Source organism: Nitrospira sp. (assembly GCA_005116745.1).
Classification (GTDB): Bacteria; Nitrospirota; Nitrospiria; order Nitrospirales; family Nitrospiraceae; genus Nitrospira_D.
Map to the genome: position 1 here is coordinate 787,523 of SWDS01000006.1, position 19,454 is coordinate 806,976.

At 55.3% G+C, this 19,454-nt stretch carries 17 protein-coding genes; all 17 read left to right on the plus strand.

Annotated features, from left to right (window positions below; translation table 11 throughout):
* Window positions 1-247 precede the first annotated feature (247 nt).
* Window positions 248-1,168 carry a 16S rRNA (cytosine(1402)-N(4))-methyltransferase RsmH gene (gene rsmH, locus E8D52_09500; protein ID TKB69462.1) on the plus strand — a complete coding sequence of 307 codons (921 nt, stop codon included), beginning with the start codon at window positions 248-250 and terminating at the stop codon, window positions 1,166-1,168.
* Window positions 1,165-1,503 (plus strand): hypothetical protein, encoded by a 339-nt coding sequence (locus tag E8D52_09505; GenBank protein TKB69194.1) that lies wholly within the window; start codon window positions 1,165-1,167, stop codon window positions 1,501-1,503. Before rsmH ends, E8D52_09505 begins: the two co-directional genes overlap by 4 nt.
* On the plus strand, window positions 1,503-3,221 hold the full coding sequence (locus E8D52_09510) for a penicillin-binding protein 2 (protein ID TKB69195.1): 1,719 nt from the start codon (window positions 1,503-1,505) through the stop codon (window positions 3,219-3,221). The genes E8D52_09505 and E8D52_09510 overlap by 1 nt, the downstream gene beginning before the upstream one ends.
* Window positions 3,222-3,242: 21 nt before the next feature.
* Window positions 3,243-4,745 (plus strand): UDP-N-acetylmuramoyl-L-alanyl-D-glutamate--2,6-diaminopimelate ligase, encoded by a 1,503-nt coding sequence (locus E8D52_09515; protein TKB69196.1) that lies wholly within the window; start codon window positions 3,243-3,245, stop codon window positions 4,743-4,745.
* Window positions 4,746-4,786: 41 nt separating this feature from the next.
* Window positions 4,787-6,235: a UDP-N-acetylmuramoyl-tripeptide--D-alanyl-D-alanine ligase gene (locus E8D52_09520; GenBank protein ID TKB69197.1), complete on the plus strand. Its 1,449-nt coding sequence runs from the start codon at window positions 4,787-4,789 to the stop codon at window positions 6,233-6,235.
* 14 nt (window positions 6,236-6,249) lie between these two features.
* A complete protein-coding gene (locus E8D52_09525; protein ID TKB69198.1) occupies window positions 6,250-7,326 on the plus strand; it encodes a phospho-N-acetylmuramoyl-pentapeptide-transferase in 1,077 nt (358 codons plus the stop codon).
* Entirely contained in the window at window positions 7,326-8,741 is a 1,416-nt protein-coding gene (murD, locus tag E8D52_09530) for a UDP-N-acetylmuramoyl-L-alanine--D-glutamate ligase (protein ID TKB69199.1), read from the plus strand. Before E8D52_09525 ends, murD begins: the two co-directional genes overlap by 1 nt.
* A gap of 35 nt (window positions 8,742-8,776) precedes the next feature.
* On the plus strand, window positions 8,777-9,988 hold the full coding sequence (gene ftsW / locus E8D52_09535; protein ID TKB69200.1) for a putative lipid II flippase FtsW: 1,212 nt from the start codon (window positions 8,777-8,779) through the stop codon (window positions 9,986-9,988).
* The gene (gene murG, locus E8D52_09540) at window positions 9,985-11,106 is read left to right on the plus strand and encodes an undecaprenyldiphospho-muramoylpentapeptide beta-N-acetylglucosaminyltransferase (protein TKB69201.1); all 1,122 of its coding nucleotides are present in this window, start codon (window positions 9,985-9,987) and stop codon (window positions 11,104-11,106) included. Before ftsW ends, murG begins: the two co-directional genes overlap by 4 nt.
* A gap of 61 nt (window positions 11,107-11,167) precedes the next feature.
* A complete protein-coding gene (locus tag E8D52_09545; protein ID TKB69202.1) occupies window positions 11,168-12,559 on the plus strand; it encodes a UDP-N-acetylmuramate--L-alanine ligase in 1,392 nt (463 codons plus the stop codon).
* Window positions 12,559-13,509 (plus strand): UDP-N-acetylmuramate dehydrogenase, encoded by a 951-nt coding sequence (gene murB / locus E8D52_09550; GenBank protein TKB69203.1) that lies wholly within the window; start codon window positions 12,559-12,561, stop codon window positions 13,507-13,509. Before E8D52_09545 ends, murB begins: the two co-directional genes overlap by 1 nt.
* Before the next feature lie 20 nt (window positions 13,510-13,529).
* Complete coding sequence (locus E8D52_09555) at window positions 13,530-14,507, plus strand: D-alanine--D-alanine ligase (protein ID TKB69204.1); 978 nt, start codon at window positions 13,530-13,532, stop codon at window positions 14,505-14,507.
* 5 nt (window positions 14,508-14,512) lie between these two features.
* Window positions 14,513-15,370, plus strand: coding sequence for an FtsQ-type POTRA domain-containing protein (locus E8D52_09560; GenBank protein ID TKB69205.1), 858 nt, complete (start codon window positions 14,513-14,515; stop codon window positions 15,368-15,370).
* Window positions 15,367-16,608: a cell division protein FtsA gene (gene ftsA / locus E8D52_09565; GenBank protein TKB69206.1), complete on the plus strand. Its 1,242-nt coding sequence runs from the start codon at window positions 15,367-15,369 to the stop codon at window positions 16,606-16,608. The genes E8D52_09560 and ftsA overlap by 4 nt, the downstream gene beginning before the upstream one ends.
* Before the next feature lie 63 nt (window positions 16,609-16,671).
* Entirely contained in the window at window positions 16,672-17,868 is a 1,197-nt protein-coding gene (gene ftsZ, locus E8D52_09570) for a cell division protein FtsZ (GenBank protein ID TKB69207.1), read from the plus strand.
* A gap of 35 nt (window positions 17,869-17,903) precedes the next feature.
* On the plus strand, window positions 17,904-18,653 hold the full coding sequence (gene pgeF, locus E8D52_09575; protein TKB69208.1) for a peptidoglycan editing factor PgeF: 750 nt from the start codon (window positions 17,904-17,906) through the stop codon (window positions 18,651-18,653).
* An 85-nt stretch (window positions 18,654-18,738) separates the two neighbouring features.
* The gene (locus E8D52_09580; protein TKB69209.1) at window positions 18,739-19,449 is read left to right on the plus strand and encodes a YggS family pyridoxal phosphate-dependent enzyme; all 711 of its coding nucleotides are present in this window, start codon (window positions 18,739-18,741) and stop codon (window positions 19,447-19,449) included.
* Window positions 19,450-19,454 lie beyond the last annotated feature (5 nt).

Genomic DNA, 19,454 nt, shown 5'->3' on the forward strand with positions numbered 1-19,454 from the left:
GTCAATCAAACTTCACCAGTTTGATGGGCTAGGGAAATGCGGACTCTTGCCAGAGGGCTAAGGCTGCGTAGCCTGTTGCAATTAAAGAATAAATCGATCGGATATCAGTTACTATATGGCGCGATGTGCCACACTTCTCCACCTACTGCCTTTAGGCCTCACTAAGTTACCGAAAGACTGTTGACAAGCAAAAATGCCAGAGTATACTTCGTGAAGTGGGGAGAAGTGGAGGCGTGTGGGTGAAAGTATTTTTAGTGAAAAATTGCACATCCCAGTACTCGGACAAGAAGTGCGATCTTGGCTTATTTTTCAACAACCTACCACAATTGTCGATTGTACGGTGGGATATGGTGGGCATGCTGAAATGCTCTTAATGGCTAGCCCTGTCGGGACAAGGGTTGTAGGGCTTGACCAGGACTCTCAGGCCATTGAGTTTAGTCAGCAGCGCTTGAGTCGATTCGGAGACCGGATTGTGTTGCGGCAAGGAAATTATCGAGACTTAAAGTCACACCTTACTGAAGCGGGTATCGCGCAGGTCGATGGTGTGCTGTTCGATTTTGGGGTTTCATCCCCGCAGTTGGATGATCCCTTGCGAGGGTTCAGTTTTCAGCGAGAAGGTCCGCTTGATATGCGCATGGACCAAACGATCGGGACAACTGCCGCCGATTTGGTGAACAGTAGTCCCGAACATGAGCTTGCGGACATCATATTTCAGAATGGGGAAGAGAGGTATGCCAGGCGAATTGCTCGGGCCATCGTGCAGGAAAGGCAACGACAGCCAGTCATGACCACCGGAGTACTTGCCTCTATCATCGCTCGGTCCGTGCCGGCGCCTTATCGCCACGGACGGATTCATTGTGCCACGCGGACCTTTCAGGCGCTTCGCATTACGGTGAATCATGAACTAGATTTCTTGGAGCCCTCGCTTCGAGATGCAACCGACGTGTTGGCTGTGGGAGGAAGGGTTTGCGCGATTTCCTTTCATTCTCTCGAAGATCGTATTGTGAAGCATACGTTCCGGTCTCTTGCGCAAGAGCCGGACGCCACTGTGTCGATACTCACGAAGAAACCGGTCCTTCCTTCGGGGGCCGAGTGCGAAGCAAACCCCCGATCACGAAGCGCTAAATTACGAGTCGCTGAACGTCAACCGAGGATGGGACTTTTATGAAGACCGTCTCCGTTTTTCTAGGACTCTGTCTCGTATTTGTGTTTGTGTGGGAACGCGTAGACATGGTTCGGATCGGCTATCAGATTGAACGGTTGAAGCGTGACAAGACGGTGCTGGAACGTCAACGAGATGAGCTTCGCGTCACATTTTCCACATTAAGCGCCTCCAACCGGATCGCAAAATTGGCGACGGAAAAACTCGGCATGAGTCTGCCTCAGCAAGGGCAAATCATCGTGGTTCAGTCCAGACCAAGACCAAGTGGTGTCCATCCCTCAGGTATTGCGCTGGTTGAGCTGAAAGTCGCCAGGAATGATCTTCCCAACGGGAGGTTCTAGTGGCTGGTTCCCTTCTTTCTCGCGGTCGTCGGTATGTCTTATTGCTGCTGTTGCTGTGTGGGTTTGGAGTGGTTCTGTTCCGGCTGGTCACGCTGCAAGTGTTGCAAGCGGCTGAACTCTCAGCCCAAGCGAATCGACAGCACCAAAAGACGGTATCGCTTGAAGGGGCTCGCGGCACGATCGTCGACCGGCATGGCAAGATTTTAGCCATGAATGTGGAGGTGCAGTCCGTATTCGGAGTTCCAAACACAGTAGATAGCCCGCTTAAGACTGCTCGGCAGTTATCGCCGATTCTGCATGTGAAGACTGATGAGTTGGAACGAAAACTCCGACAGGACCGGAGATTTGTCTGGTTAGCTCGAAAGTTGGATCCTGAGCAGGGGCGTCGCCTGGATCGTTTGTCGCTTGATGGGATCGGGGTTGTGATGGAAGGGCGGCGGTTTTATCCCAAAGGGCCACTTCTGGCCCATGTGTTGGGTTTTTCAGGAATGGACGGTGAGGGCTTGGAAGGCGTCGAGCATCGCTACGAACCCTACTTGCATGGTGAGAAGCGGATGATGGTGCTGCAACGCGATGCTTTCGGGCATACGGTATTTCCTAAGGGAATGATGGAACGGAGTCCGACGCCGGGTCATAGCCTCACGCTTACGATTGATGAGGTGATTCAGTATATCGTTGAGAGAGAGCTTGAGGACGCGGTTGGCCGTGCGCGGGCCAAGTCAGGAACAATGATTGTGCTTGATCCAAAGACGGGCGCGGTGTTGGCTATGGCGGTGAGTCCGCGATTTGATCCCAACGCCGTATCGGCGCTGAACCCTGATCGCTGGCGGAACAGGGCGCTGACAGATGCCTATGAACCAGGGTCAACTATGAAGGCGATGATGGCTGCGGCAGCCATTGAGGAACGAGTGGTAAGGCCAAATACGATGGTATTTGGGGAGCATGGTCGTATGACGGTTGCGAACACCGTGATTCATGATCATGAGCGATTGGGATGGATCTCCTTTGCGCAGGTGATTCAGAAGTCCAGCAACATTGGGGCGGCAAAGACCGGTATGGCGTTGGGGGAGCACCGGCTCTATCGATACCTCCAGGCATTCGGTTTCGGGCAGCGAACGGAGATCGATCTTCCCGGAGAGGGAGTTGGGCTGGTGAGAGACCCTAAAGACTGGGGGCGCCGTTCGGTCGCGTCTATTTCCATAGGGCAAGAGATTGGTGTGACGCCACTTCAAATGGTATCTGCGGTTGCGGCCATCGCCAACGAGGGTATGTTGATGAAGCCCTACGTGGTGTCAGAAATACGAGATGCTGATAACCACATCCTCAGGCAGGTCCCTCCTCAAGCCAAGCGACGGGTCATTTCTCGAGAAACTGCTCGCAGCGTGACGAAGATTCTTGAAGGTGTTGTGACGGACGGCACCGGGACGAATGCGGCTATCCCGGGATTTCGGGTGGCTGGGAAAACTGGTACCGCCCAAAAAATCGACCCCCGAACCGGTGCCTATTCAGCCTCTCGATTTGTTGCGTCTTTTGCGGGGTATGCGCCAGCAGACAACCCGCAGCTCGCTATGATCGTGGTGATCGATGAACCTCTAGGCGATACGCAGGGTGGGGCTGTCGCTGCTCCGGTGTTTAGTCGCGTCGGGGAGCAGGTGTTAAGCTACTTAGGCGTGCCATCGGATGCGCCCATCACGTTGGCGATGGCTTCGCGACAATAGTACTCGTACTGGGGAGTGTCGATGACCTTGGCAACCTTGCTTCAGTCGCTAGAAGGACGGGTGAAGATTCTTGATCGCCGTGGAAATTTGGACGTCTCCATCAACGCGATTACTGACGATTCTCGAGCTGTCTCGCCCCACAGTCTCTTTGTCGCCGTGAAAGGCGAGCAGGTTGATGGGCATGACTTTATCCCAGCTGCAATGAGAGGGGGGATGGTCGCATTGTTGTCTCAGCAGCCGGTGAGTGAGGTGTCTCTTCCATTCGTCCGTGTTGACGACTCCAGAAAGGCACTCGGTCTGCTGGGGGGGCATTTTTATGGAGACCCCTCATCGAAGATCCGGATGATCGGTGTGACTGGAACGAATGGGAAAACCACCACGACCTCTATCTGTAAAGCGCTGCTGGAAGCCTTGGGGCACCCAATAGGGTTGATTGGAACCGTCGCCTATCAAATTGGTGAGCGCTCGATGCCGGCCACACACACGACACCTGGTTCTCTTGAACTGCAACAGTTGCTTGCCAAGATGGTCGCCGGCGGGTGCACCACCGCCGTGATGGAAGTGTCTTCTCATGCCCTGGCACAGGACCGCACGAGTGGATGCGAATATGATGTGGCGGTCTTTTCGAATCTGACTCAGGACCATCTCGACTTTCATAAGACCATGGAAGAGTACTTTCAGACAAAACTGAGGCTCTTTTTGGGATTGGAAAAAGGACTCAAGTCGAATAAACGAGCGATCGTCAACATTGATGACCCCTATGGAAGTCGCATTATCGAGCGTTGTCCTGCTCCGGTTTGGACCTATGCATTAAAGGCCACGGCGGACCTGCGTGCGGAAAAGGTGCGGCTGTCTCTTCAGGGGACAACCTTTACTGCGTCGACTCCGGTCGGGAGCTTCCCCATCGAGAGTCATCTTGTAGGTGAGCACAATGTCTACAACCTACTTGCGGCCATAGGCGTCGCGCTCCACGAAGGGGCCACACCCTCGCAAATTCGTGAGGCCGTGGCGAGGGTCACGAACGTGCCGGGACGGTTCGAACGTGTGATTGCGGGCCAGCCATTTACGGTGGCCGTAGATTACGCCCACACTGAAGACGCGCTAGTCCGATTACTGACGGCGGCACAAGTACTGAAAACCGGACGCATCATCACGGTTTTTGGGTGCGGTGGAGACCGTGACCGAGGAAAGAGGCCGAAGATGGGAGACGCGGCTGTGCGCTACAGCGACGTCGTGATACTGACGTCGGACAATCCCAGAACCGAGGACCCTCTCTCAATCCTGGAAGAAGTAGAAGTCGGGGTGATCGAGGCACTGCGCCTACGGCCACACGTTCAGTACCGAAAAGTGTCTGATCGGCGAGACGCCATCGAAGAGGCGGTGCGGGAGGCCCAGAGTGGGGATATGGTGTTGATTGCCGGTAAAGGACACGAAGACTACCAAATCATCGGCACACAGAAGGTTCATTTCGACGATCGCGAGGTGGCACGCGACGCTATCGAACGACTCGGAGCCCGCATCTAGCCAACGGATGCAGGGGGCGGTCGGTGCGTGGAAGTATCCAGATGACACTGTTTACCGTCGAAGAATTGCGGGAAGTGATCAGCGCTAAAGTCTTGGCCAGCGATGGGGTGAGTTGGGCAAAACAACGTATCCGTGGAATCAGTCTCGACACTCGCTCTCTTCAGCCTGGTGATCTCTTTCTTGCATTCCAGGGAGATCGATTCGACGGCCATGACTTTGTGGCGACGGCACTCTCGCGCGGGGCGGCTGGAGCGATCGTGCTTGATTCCTACGATGTGTCGGGGATTTCCTTGAGGCGTGGTTCGAAGCGGGCCCAGCCATTTATCCTCGGTGTCCGCGATCCACTCCATGTCTATCAGCAGCTGGCTGCATACCACCGAAGCCGATTTCACATTCCTGTCGTGGCCGTCACAGGAAGCAACGGTAAGACGACGACGAAAGAAATGGTCGCCAGTGTCATGTCCCATCGCTGGAAGATTCTCAAGACGGAAGGGAATTTGAATAACCGTGTGGGCGTCCCGCAGACACTGCTTCGCCTGAACGAGCGACACAAGGGAGCGGTCATCGAGATGGGAGTCGACAATCTCGGTCAGACCACCAGGCTGTGTGAAATAGTTCGCCCCACGATCGGGATCATTACGAACATCGGCCCCGACCATTTAGAGTTTTTTGGCACGATGGAGGTGTCAGCTCAGGCAAAGGCGGAGATACTGGATCTCCTTCCTCCTGATGGAGTTGCAATCCTGAACGCAGATGATTCGTATTACGACTACCTTGCTGCACGAGCTCGTTGTCGTGTGGTGTCGTTTGGTTTTTCATCAAAAGCTGACGTCCGTGCCATGGATCTGGAATCCGACGGGCGCAATGGGACGATCTTTCGTCTTCTACTCCCAGGCATGGTCCGCCGCACCGCGGTTCATATTCGAGTGCAAGGGGACCATAACGTCACCAATGCGTTGGCTGCAGGGGCAGTCGGTTCGATTCTGGGCTTACCCGGAGGGGTGATCGCTCAAGGACTGTCCCGTTTCAGGCCTGCTGCCATGCGGTCGCAAGTGCGAGTGAGTCAGGGCGTGAAGTTGATCATCGACTGTTACAATGCCAACCCTGCCTCCATGAAAGCCGCAGTGCAGTTGCTCGCACAAACAGGGGCAAAACGAAAGAGAATTGCCGTGCTTGGCGATATGCTGGAACTTGGCCCGAATGCCGCTCAGATGCATGAGGAAGTCGGCGGTTTCGTGGCACGCCACGGTATTGATCAGCTCGTAGCTTGTGGACCATTGGGGCGGAGCCTCGCCAAAGGGGCGAAGCAGGCAGGACTGGATCAAGCCCATATTCTCGAAGTCCCGGATGCGCGCGCGGCGTCCGACGCCATAAAAACCTTTGTGAAACCTGGTGATACCGTGCTGATCAAAGCATCGCGCGGGATGAAATTAGAGCTTGTCGCTGATGCGCTTCGAGGAGCAACCCATACGACACGAAAGGCGTCCTAACGGTCGTTCAGGCTATGCTGTATATCTGGCTCTATCCATTCCATAAAGAATTTTCGTTTCTGAATGTCTTTCGATATCAGAGCTTTCGAATCATTTATGCCGCGGTCACGGCGTTTCTGATCGCCTTTGTGCTCGCGCCGTGGGTGATTCGCAAGCTTCAAGAAATCAAGTTAGGGCAACAGATACGGGATGACGGACCAAAGCGACATCTCGCTAAAAGTGGAACGCCTACGATGGGCGGCATCCTCATTATTTTCGCAGTCACGTTGTCCACGCTGCTCTGGGCCGACATCTCGCGTCCCTATATCTGGCTAGTCCTTGTGGCGACACTGGGGTTTTGTGCCATTGGGTTTGCGGACGACTATCTCAAATTCATCAAGGCTCAATCAAAGGGGCTTTCCGCATCGCAAAAATTCACGGCTCAAATCATCGTCGCGCTCATCGTCGCGCTAATTTTGTACTCGTTACCTGGCTATAGCACGAAGCTGAGTGTCCCATTTTTCAAGAGTTTCACGCCTGATTTGGGATGGTTTTATATTGTCTTTGCCGTGTTGGTGATCGTCGGTTGTTCCAACGCCGTGAACCTCACTGATGGTCTCGACGGGCTGGCGATTGGTCCTGTCATGATTGCCGCATTGGCGTACACCGTGGTCGCTTACGTCACCGGTCATCGATTGATGTCGGAATACCTTCTGATCCCGCACATCGACGGAGCTGGAGAGTTGGCGGTCTTTACGGCGGCCATCCTGGGTTCGAGTCTTGGGTTCCTTTGGTTCAACACCTATCCGGCCTCGGTCTTTATGGGCGATGTCGGTTCGCTCCCACTCGGGGCGGCCCTTGGGACGGTCGCGGTCATCAGCAAGCATGAGCTGTTGTTGCTTATGGTCGGCGGCGTCTTCGTGATCGAAGCCGTCTCGGTTATTTTCCAAGTTGCCTCATTCAAATCCCGAGGGAAGCGAATATTCCTCATGGCTCCAATCCACCACCACTTTGAGATGAAAGGCTGGGAGGAGCCGAAAGTCGTTGTGCGTCTCTGGATCATTGCCATTTTGTTGGCGCTATTGAGTTTGAGCACGCTCAAGTTGAGGTAATGGAGATGGTGGGAGTGGACACCACTCAGTTGGCAGGAGCTCGCGTCACAGTCGTCGGACTGGCACGGAGTGGCGTGGCTGCCGCCCGCCTACTCCAGGAAGTTGGCGCGGTGGTGACGCTGGCCGATCGAAAAGATCGAGGAGAGTTACTCGGTGTGCTTGAATCGCTGGATCAGGCCACGACGCGTTTCGCTCTAGGCAGGGATTATGAATCGGCTCTCAACACAGCCGAACTCGTCGTCATTAGTCCAGGAGTCCCCTATCGGTTGGAGGCCCTTGAGCGCGTTCGCCACCGAGGTGTGAAGGTCATCAGTGAACTCGATCTCGCATCGCGGTTTCTTTCCGCTCCAATTCTGGCTCTGACCGGTACTAATGGAAAGAGCACGACGGTCACGCTGACTGGGAAGATGCTGCAAGAGAGTGGAAAACGGGTATTTGTCGGCGGGAATTTAGGCACGGCGATCAGTGAGGCTGCCCTACACTCGTTGCAAGCCATGAAGGCGGGCTGCCCATGCCCGTATGACGCGTTGGTGGCGGAAGTGTCCAGCTTCCAACTGGAAACCGTCGAGCAGTTTCATCCATGGATTGCCGGGATTCTCAACGTGACGGTGGACCATCAGGATCGCTATGAGTCGATTGACGAATATATTGCCGCGAAAAACAGAATTTTCGAGAATCAAACTCCGTCCGACTATGCCCTCTTCAATCTGGATGATTCAAGGGTGGCTCCGTTGCGGCGGGGTGCGAGGGCTCGGGTACTGGGTTTCACGAGGACTCAGACGTTACCGTCCGATTTAGACGGAGGGACCTATCTCGATCGGGATCGCCTCATGACAACCATTGGAGGCCGGACTCAGGAGATCTGTCCTCGGAGCGAGATCAAGATCCTCGGTAATCACAACGTCGAAAACGCCATGGTGGCTGCCACCTATGCACTGTTGAGCGGGTGCCCGCTCAGTGTTGTTCGTCAGGTTCTTAGAGAGTTTCCTGGCTTGGAACATGCGTTGGAGGTGGTTCGTGAGCGCCGAGGCACCTGCTTTATCAACGACTCGAAGGGGACCAATGTAGATGCGACCCTCAAAGCATTGGAAAGTATTGAGCAGCCGATTTGGCTGATCGCCGGGGGCCGAGATAAGGGGGGAGATTTTTCTCGGTTAGCTCCCGTTATTCGCCGGAGAGTGAAGCGGCTCATTCTGATCGGTGAAGCGGCGTCGCTCATTGTGAAGGCGATAGAAGGTTATCAGGAAGTTGAACGGGCTGAGACTTTGAAGCAGGCCATTGAGTTGGCGGCAGCGGGAGCCGGTGTCGGCGAGGTGGTGCTGCTGTCACCAGCCTGCGCGAGTTTTGATATGTTTGCAGATTACCAGGATCGAGGCCGTCAGTTTAAAGCACTCGTGCAATCGTTGCCGGCGTAGCTGACGGCGAGGCAGAGGAGAATTGATACGCACCAATGTCGCAGAGATCTGCAGGGACCCTGACGCTGCCATGGTCTACTTCAAGCCCGAAGGCCACGAAGCAGGTCACGTTCGATCATCTCTTGTTGATCGTCACCGTGACCCTGGCGCTCGTGGGTCTGGTGATGGTGTTCAGCGCAAGCGCCGTGGTGGCTGGAGAAAACAAGCGCTTTCACGATTCGTGGTACTTCCTGAAGCGACAACTGGCGTGGCTAGCATTCGGGCTAGCACTTCTCCATGTGGTGTCTCGGATCGACTATGTCTGGTGGAAACGACTGGCGCTTCCACTTCTTGGTCTCATCACCGTGTTGCTGGTCCTGGTGTTGATTCCATCGGTCGGGGTGGCAGTGAAGGGGGCCAGACGATGGCTGCACCTTGGACCAATTTCAATTCAGCCGGTCGAAATGGTGAAGCTGATCACCGTGATTTATCTCGCCGCGTATCTGGCCAAAAAGGAGGATCGGATCCAGAATTTTCGCGATGGGCTCATGCCGGCGGTTGCAGTGGTCGGTCTCCTCAGCGGCTTGGTTCTGCTGGAGCCAGATCTCGGGACCATCGTGGTGATTGGACTGGTTACAGCTGGGATGTTATTTCTTGGCGGGGCGCGAATATCCCATCTTTTCAGGCTCGTGCCGGTGGCGCTAGTCGCGATGGCGGTGTTGATTTGGCTGTCGCCCTATCGCTGGAAGCGGCTTCTTGCGTTTCTCAATCCAGAGCAGGATCCGACTGGATCGGGGTTTCAGGTCAATCAATCGTTGCTTGCGTTTGGCAGTGGGGGATTGTTCGGAGTCGGGTTGGGCGAGGGCAAACAAAAGCTTTTTTTCCTCCCAGAAGCCCACACCGATTTTGTCTTGGCGTTGATGGGCGAGGAACTTGGATTGGTAGGTACAGGAATTATTATTCTATTCTTTGCTGTGTTCGCCATCCGCGGCTTTCAGATCGCGGCGCGCGCACAAACGCCGTTTGGTCGGTATCTCGGCATGGGGATCACGTTGCTCATTGCCGTTCAAGCGTTAATCAACGCCTCTGTGGTTACGGGACTCTTGCCGACCAAAGGACTGACATTGCCGTTTGTCAGTTATGGGGGATCCTCCTTGGTCATGAGTCTGGTAGGAGTGGGGATCTTACTGAATATCTCGCGAGATCGACAGGCAGGGCAGGAGGAGATGAGACAACGAAGTGGGCGGGACGGGGTGCAGCGACAATGACCATTGTGATCGCCGCCGGAGGGACCGGTGGGCATCTGTATCCAGCTGTGGCATTGGCTCGGGAATTTCAGCGTCGTGACCCTTCTACGAAGATCCTCTTTGTTGGTACGACACGAGGGGTCGAATCGAAAGTTCTCGCGCATGAAGGGTTTGAGCTGGCAATGATTACCGCCAAGCCGGTGATGGGAAAGGGGCTACTGGATGTCATGCGGGGAGTCTGTTCCGTGCCTATTGGGATTTGGCAATCCCTAGACCTTCTGAATCGACGGAAGGCTGATCTCGTGATCGGGGTGGGGGGCTACACGAGTCCGACCATGTTGGGTGCTGCTGCCTTGAAAGGAATTGCCCGGGTGATTCTGGAGCCGAATGCCTATCCCGGATTGGCCAACAAAGTCGTCGCTCCTTTTGCGCAGCGGATTTTTTTGGCATTTGAGTCGGCCGGGACTTCCTTTGACCGACGGAAGGTGCGTGTCGTCGGGACACCGATTCGACAGGAGTTTTTGGTGCAACTAGTCAACAACGCGTCGACTAAGCAGGATGGCCAACACCTACTGATTTTTGGTGGGAGCCAGGGGGCCAGGGCCATCAACAGTGCGGTATTGGAAGGATTACCCCTGCTGTGCCAACGGTTTCCAGGCCTAACCATCACGCATCAGACGGGCGAGGGAGATTACGAGCGAGTCAGTAAAACGTATCGAACATTGGGCATCCAAGCCAAGATTGTCCCGTTTCTCTACGATATGCCGGCTGTTCTTCGGGCAGCCGACCTGGTGGTGGCTCGTGCTGGCGCGATGACCATTGCCGAACTGACGGCCTGCGGAAAAGCCGCGATTCTGATTCCGTTGCCGACGGCGATCTATGATCACCAGATGAAGAATGCACGGGCGATGGAGGCAGCGGGAGGGGCCATTGTGTTTCCGCAAGCAGATCTCACCGGAGTAAAACTGAGTGAGATGATCGACGCTGTCTTGTCGGATCCACAACGGCTAGGGACGATGCAACGGAAGAGCTTGGAGATGAGACGAATCAATGCCGGCGAAGTGATCGTCGGTGAATGCTACACGCTCATGGGAGTGACACATGACATCAACCAATCTACTAGAGCGACCGGAGGTTAGTGTTGTTGGTGAACAAGGGATTCGGTCACGGACTTCAGCAGGACGACAAAGGCAGGCACGCATGACACTTTTTCGAAAAATACAGCAGATTCATCTCGTCGGAATCGGCGGGGCCGGCATGAGTGGCATCGCAGAAGTGCTGCTCACGATGGGATACAAGGTAACCGGTTCAGATCTGAACGTTTCGGAGACGACGAGGCGACTGGAAGAACTCGGTGGGAAAGTATTCATTGGGCATCAGGAGTCCAATGTGGGAGAGGCGCAAGTCGTGGTCATTTCCTCCGCCGTGGCAGCGAGTAACCCGGAAGTTGTGGTAGCGAAGAGCAAGCAGATTCCAGTCATTCCAAGGGCGGAGATGTTGGCGGAGCTGATGCGTCTGAAGTTTGGGGTAGCTATCGCCGGTGCCCATGGAAAGACCACGACGACATCCATGGTCGCAAACGTGTTGGCGCAAGGTGGCCTCGACCCCACAATGGTGATTGGAGGCAAGGTTAATGCTTTGGGCAGCCATGCACGGCTTGGACGAGGCGACTTGCTTGTGGCGGAGGCGGACGAAAGTGATGGATCATTTCTTCGTCTCTCTCCGACCATCGTGGCGGTGACCAATTTGGACCGTGAGCACCTTGATCATTACGGGTCGATGGAACGCATCAACGAGAGCTTTCTCGAATTCATCAATAAAATACCGTTTTACGGCGTAGCGGTTTTGTGTGCCGATGATGATCGTCTGGCCGCACTGTTCCCTCGCCTGGTCAAGCAGTATCACACCTACGGGCTTCGGGATCGGGATGGGGTGGTACCCGATTTCAAGGCAACCGATATTAGCCTGAAGCAATGGAGCGCCGAGTTCCGGGCACATTTCCGTGGGAAGAATCTTGGTCCATTTCGCTTAGCTGTGCCGGGGATCCACAACGTTTCCAATGCGCTGGTGGCCATTGCGATCGGGGTTGAGCTAGAGATTCCTGTCGACCTGATTCGCAAAGGGTTGGCGGCCTTTACGGGAGTTGAACGGCGGTTTCATTTGCGAGGCGAAGTCGGCGGCATCATGGTGGTCGACGACTATGGCCACCATCCCACTGAGGTGAAAGCAACTCTTGCGGCTGCCAAACAGGGCTGGGACCGTCGATTGGTGGTTCTTTTCCAGCCGCACCGATATAGCCGCACGCGGGATTGCATTGGAGATTTTGCGGATGCCTTTGCGCACGCCGACATGCTGTTCATGACAGAAATTTATCCGGCCGGTGAATCACCGATACCGGGAGTTTCTGGAGCGGCCCTTGCCGAAACGATCAAGGCGGCAGGGCATCCATCTGTGACCTTCCTCGAGCGCAAGGAAACGCTACCGGATCAGGTACTGCCTCATCTCAGACCGGGCGATCTTGTTCTTACGTTGGGGGCGGGCGATATCTGGAAGGCTGGAACTGGGATTCTTGCACGGCTTGAGTCTGCTTGATGGCCCATGACGCATCGATGCACACAGATGGAGCGAAGGGACGACCAATGCGGGTACAGCGCAGATTGGAGTCTGCCGTGGCCGGCGTTCGAGGGGTGGTTCGCTTCAATGCCCCGCTTAGAGAGTACACGTCATTCCATATTGGTGGTCCCGCTGATGTGTTGGTGGAGCCGGCTGACGTGGAGGATGTTGTTCAGCTCACCAAACAGACGCATGAGCAGAAGCTTCCGATCTTTGTGTTGGGTGGCACCAACCTCCTGGTTCGGGACAAAGGCATTCGGGGTGTGGTGGTTAGTTTGGGGAAATTACGCGCGATTAAAGAAGAACCAGGATCCGTGTTGTATGCCGAAGGCGGTGTCGGCATGCCGACCCTGATTGGCCATGCCATCCGCCGGTCCTTGGCGGGATTGGAGTGGGCGGCCGGTATTCCCGGCACTGTCGCAGGGTGTGTCGTGATGAATGCAGGGACACGGCTCGGTGAGATGAAAGACTCAGTGAAAGCCGTTCGGATTGTGTCGCCGAAAGGCGCACTGATGGACTGTTCCGCAGAGGCGATCGAATTTGGGTATCGCCGGGCGACATTGCCGCTGGGTGTGGTGGTCGGAGTATGGCTGCAACTGAGGTCGGGAGTGCGAGCAGATATCGAAAAGGTCGTAAAAGACTATCTCCACTACCGCCGCGATACGCAGCCGCTTACGCTACCGAGCGCCGGCTGTGTGTTCAAGAATCCGCTGAACGATTCGGCAGGGCGAGTCGTTGAAGCGACAGGGTTCAAGGGTACATCAGTCGGTGATGCACAGGTCTCGATGAAGCATGCCAACTTTATTGTGAATCAAGGGCAGGCCTGTGCCTCCGATGTCCTCTCGCTTATCAAGAAGATACGTACGGGAATTATGCGAAAGATGGGGATCAAATTGGAGCTGGAGTTGAAAATCGTGGGTGAAGTATAGCGAAGGGAGTCGTTGTAACGATGGGTCGTCTAACAAATGCCCGGATCGGCGTGCTCATGGGAGGACGCTCTTCAGAACGGGATATTTCACTCAAGACCGGTCAGGCTGTTCATCAGGCCCTGATCCGTCAAGGATACGATGCGGTGGCCATCGATGTCACCGATCGTCTGCATCGAGATTTGGAGGATCAGAAAGTCGCCATTGCGTTTCTCTCGTTGCACGGACCGGGCGGTGAAGACGGAACCATCCAGGGATTTCTCGAGACGTTGGGAATTCCCTATACCGGATCCGGTATACGTGCGAGTGCCGTAGGCATGCACAAGGCAGCCACAAAAATGCTATTGGCCGCACATGGTATCCCGCTACCGGCCGGCACCGTTGTGCGCGCATGTGACAGGTCGTCATTGGCGAAGGTTCTGAGGCAGACCAAACTGAAATTGCCGATTGTCGTCAAGCCGGTTTCGCAGGGTTCTACGATTGGGGTGACGATCGTGCGTCGCCGCACTCAATGGAAAGAGGCGCTCGCCCTTGCGCATCGCTATGATCCAGAGGCGCTGGTGGAGAGTTATATTCCTGGACATGAAGCTGCCGTTTCCATTCTGGGAACAACGGCGGAAGGTCCCGCCGTGCTCCCTGCCATTGAAATCGTGGCGCCTGAGGGTTTTTACGACTTCTCGGCAAAGTATCAGAAGGGCAAGACTCAGTACCTCTGTCCCGCTCCGTTCCCTCCCAAGGTGATGCGCCACATCAGTGAACTAGCGAGGCGAACCTACGAGGCGTTGGAGTGCGAGGGGGCTGCTCGCGTAGATTTTCGGATCACTTCGAGGGGTCGGCCCTATGTCTTGGAGATCAATACGGTTCCCGGCATGACGGAGACTAGTCTTTTGCCCATGGCCGCAGCTCAAGTTGGGATTGCGTACGATGTCTTAGTTGAACGGATTCTGCAGTCGGCCCTTGATCGTGCGAATCGCTTTGCGCAGGTGGTGCCGAAGGAGTGAGTGCGATGCCATTCTTGAGAAGAAAACGACGACCTTCTCCCGTGGAGCCACGGAAAAATCAGTGGAAGGATCAGGAAGGAGAGAGCACGGGGAGGGAAGCCCAACAGGGGACAACAGCCAGACGAAAGGTCCTGACGCGATGGGCTGGCGTGATCATCGGTACGGTATTCGTGGCAGGGACCATCGCGATCAGTGTGAAATACGCTGGCCCTGTGCTCCAAGCATTGCTGGAAATCAAGACCGTTACGATCGAAGGCGGCCACCACATCGATAGACAGAAAGTGCTCGATCTTGCGAAGGTGAAATCTGGTACTGGCCTCCACCATATTGTCACGAGCGTGATTAAGGAGCAGGTGGAATCTCATCCATGGGTCAAAGAAGCTGACGTGACCCGCGTTCCGTTTCATGAGTTACGCATATCCCTGGTTGAGCGAAAACCAGCTGCGGTTATCCGTGCCGACTCTCAGAACTTTCTGACTGATGCGGAGGGGCATGTGCTGACTAGGCTCGGTCAGACCGATGATGATGCATTGCCTCTTGTGACAGGAATCGATTCCAAAGGTTTACTAGAAGAGACTGAGTCGGTAAAGCAGGTCATTGCGGCGGGCATCGAGCTTGCACATTTGGTCGGACAAACCTTCGAAGGTCGGCTACAAGTAAACGCCGAAAACCCCTCAAATCTCATCGCGCTTGTACAGGGAGTGCGATTTCAGTTCGGGGAGGCAACGGTTGGAGAGCAGTGGGAACGGTTCCGACGCGTCAAACCGACACTCAAGACTCTGAACTTTGACGGTCGGGGGCGTGGAGTGAGCGAAGTGGATCTCCGGTACGAAAATAGGATTGTCGTACGGGAAGGAGGGTGATCGCGGTGCCGAAACGGGATCAAATTCTGGTCGGCCTCGACATTGGAACCACGAAGATCTGTGCGATCGTGGCGGAGATGACCGATGCTGGAGGGATTAGTATTATCGGCGTCGGATCGAGTCCTTCCCTTGGTTTACGTAAGGGAGTGGTCGTTAATATCGAAAGCACCGTCGAATCCATAAAGAAAGCAGTCGAAGAAGCGGAGTTGATGGCGGCCGTCCAGATTAACTCGGTCTACACCGGCATCGCGGGTAGCCACATCTCTGCTGAAAACTGCAAAGGCGTCGTGGCACTGAAACGAGCCGAGGTGACTCGTGAAGATATCCAGCGGGCCATTGAAAGCGCTCGTACTCTCGCTGTCATTCCCCATGAACGCAGGATTCTTCACGTGCTCCCGCGAGAGTTCATGGTGGATGGACAGGAAGGTGTGCGCGAACCGTTAGGCCTTTCTGGTAATCGCTTGGAAGTGAACGTGCATGTCATCACCGGTGCCGTGACCTCTGCGCAGAATATTGTGAAGTGCGTGAATCGAGCTGGACTCGATGTCGTGGACATTATTTTGCAGCCGCTCGCCTCCAGTGAAGCCGTATTGGGCCAAGAAGAGCGTGACTTGGGTGTGGTAATGGTGGACTTAGGAGGCGGGACAACGGACCTGGCTATTTTCCTGGATGGCAGCATTCGTCACTCAGCGGTCCTTCCCATCGGTGGCCAAAACTTGACAAAGGATTTGGCCTTCGTCCTCCACACGTCACAGACTGAGGCTGAGAAGATCAAAACGCAGTATGGTATGGCGCTGACTGAGTTGCTGACAGGGCATCAGATCATCGATGTACCGTCTGTTGGAGATCGGCCAGCTCGAACATTTTCCAGACGGGCTATTGCTGAGATTTTGGAGCCGCGCGTTGAGGAGATCTTTGAGCTCGTCCGGAGAGAAATTGCACGTGCTGGCTATGAAGGGATATTGGGGGCCGGTGTCGTGCTCACCGGAGGCACATCGTTATTAGAGGGCATGCCCGACGCCGCGGAGAAGGTTTTGAACTTGCCGGCACGTCGGGGCATACCGTCCGGTGTCGGAGGGTTACGAGAAACTGTCGGCCATCCCAGTCATTCGACCGGAGTCGGTCTATTGTTACACGCCCGGCGACATGTCGGTGAATTAGAAACGGCCGGGCTGCGCAATGGAGGGCCCTGGGCAAAAATGCGTGGGTGGACGAAGTGGGTGTCGGAGGTCTTTTAACCTTTAGAACCCTTGCGGACGGCAGGCAGGTCGTCGTGCGAGGCGCGGTGAGGAGGTGCCCCAATGTTCTCATTTCAGGAAGATATGCTGTCACCGGTCCGCATCAAGGTGATCGGAATTGGTGGTGCCGGGTGCAACGCGATCAACACGATGATCACCTCAGGACTCGCACGCGTCGATTTTATCGCCGGGAACACCGATCTTCAGGCGCTTGATCGGTCGTTGGCCCCGTATAAGATCCAGCTCGGGCCTGAACGCACCAGGGGGTTGGGTGCGGGGGCAAAGCCGGAGATCGGTCGAGATGCCGCGCTTGAGAGTAAAGAACATATCCGAGAATGTCTCGAAGGGGCCGATATGGTCTTTGTCACGGCCGGAATGGGGGGAGGAACCGGCACAGGAGCCGCCCCCATCGTGGCCAGCATTGCCCGCGAAATGGGCATCCTTACGGTAGGCGTCGTGACAAAACCGTTTCACTATGAAGGCCAACGGCGACACAGACACGCGGAAGAAGGAATCCGCGACTTGCGTCGGCACGTCGATACGTTGCTCGTGATTCCGAACCAGCGGCTGCTGGGGATCGTCGATAAATCCACTCCGCTTCTTGAAGCCTTTAAGGTCGCGGATGATGTGCTGCGTCAAGCGATTCAAGGTATCGCCGACGTCATTACGACCACAGGACATGTCAACGTCGATTTTGCCGATGTTCGTACCGTGATGTCGCACACGGGACGAGCGGTCATGGGCATGGGTGTGTCCTATGGGCCGAATCGGGCGATCGAAGCGGCGCAAAAGGCTATGTGTAGTCCTCTCCTTGAGGAAGGAAGTGTTGAGGGGGCCTGCGGTGTTCTGTTGAACATTACGGGAGGCCCCAGCATGTCGCTGCACGAGATCGAAGAAGCCGCCTCGATCATCCAACAGGCGGCAGATCCTGAAGCCAACATCATCGTCGGTCAGGTCATCAACCCGGACATGGGCGAGGAACTGATCATTACGGTGATCGCGACTGGGTTTGAACGAGAAGAGGACTCAGCGTCCGTCACGATCGGAGCTGATAGGGGAGCAAGTCGGCCAGCCAAACCTGTCCCCGCAGCGTTAGCCGGCATGGGTGCTGCCTTAGCGGGAGATCGACCGATAAAAGACCTCGATCGCCCGACCTTTTTGAGACGAATGAATGATGTGCGAGAGTCCATGGATCGAGCGGTGATGACGGCCGAAGATGAGTGGGATGTGCCGACCTTTCTTCGCAAACAAACAGACTGATCGCGGGTCTATCTTCGCGTGATGAGGCAGGGAAGGTGATGATGACAAGCTCATCGGTTATTACCGTGCCGGCGTTTGTGGATGCCGGGACTCAGGTCCGCCATTTTTTCGGGACCCGTCGGCATGCCATGGGGCTTGGCCTTGAAATGGGGATTCCGCGGAGAGGGATACCAGGATCAGCATCATCTTCATGGACGCTCTCAGTGAAGCAAGTCCATGGGACAGAGGCGTTGGTGGTGGACCGTGTCCTCGCCCCGACGGACCGATTTGTGGGAGGTTGGGATGCCTTGGTTACTGATCAACCTGGTATTATGGTGGCGGTACGGACGGCAGATTGTGTTCCGATTCTCATGCATGATCCTCAGCGTCGGGTTGTGGCTGCAGTCCATGCCGGCTGGCGAGGAGCGGTTGCCGGCATTGTTCCAAAAACCTTAGCCTTGTTGAGGTCTCGCTTTGGCTCGCGTCTGGAGCATGTGCGGATCAGTATCGGGCCATCGGCTGGGGTTTGCTGCTATGAAGTGGATGAGCCGGTTCTTGACCGTCTATATCAGGGATTTTCAGATTGGAAGAAGGTGGTTCGAATCAAGAGAGAAGGAAGAGCGCATCTTGATTTAAAAGCCCTCGTCAAAGAACAGGCGCAAGCCTTCGGGGTGTCTCCGAGCTGCATCACCACAGTCAATGTCTGTACGATTTGCCACAAAGACCTCTTTTTTTCCTACCGGCGGGAGGGGAAGGTCAACGGGACCATGGTCAGTGCCATCGGGTTGCCGATGAGGCAAGCATAGGTGAGGCTCTGCCAATTCGGCTGCGCTTCCGCTAGAATGAAGAACAGGTCGCTGAATGAGCGCCCGCAACTCGTGCGAGAGGACCATGGAACCGCTCACCCCTGAAACGATCGAACAACGTGTTCAATCGATTCTGACGAAGATTCGGTTGGCGGAGGAAAAAGCTGGACGTCCTGCCGGTACGGTGCGGCTCGTCGCCGTGACCAAGACCGTGACCGTTGAACATATTGCAGAGGGTGTGCGCGCTGGCCTGTCCATTTTGGGTGAAAATCGAGTACAGGAAGCGCTCCCTAAAATAGCCATGTTCACCCAGGCACCGGTTCGCTGGCATTTTATCGGGCAGCTGCAACGAAGGAAGGTACGGTCGGTGATCGGTCGATTCGACCTCATTCATTCGGTAGATACGGTAGAGCTCGCGCAAGAAATCAATCGCCGTGCGGAGGAAGCCGGTTGTCAGCAGAATGTCTTGCTGGAAGTAAATATCGGGGGGGAACCGACTAAGGCAGGGTTTCATCCCGATGACGTGGTACGTTTGGTATCCATGATGGCGCAACTCCCTCATGTTTCTATCAAAGGCCTCATGACGATTCCTCCGCCAACCGCTGGTCAGGATTCGGCCAGGCCGTATTTCCGCACACTCCATGAACTCGCTCGACAGATCGCGGCCTTACACTTACCGACCGTAGCGATGGATGAACTGTCAATGGGAATGTCAAACGATTATGACGTGGCCATTGAGGAAGGGGCGACATTGGTCCGGGTTGGCACCGCCATCTTTGGAACGCGGCATGTCTAGTCCAA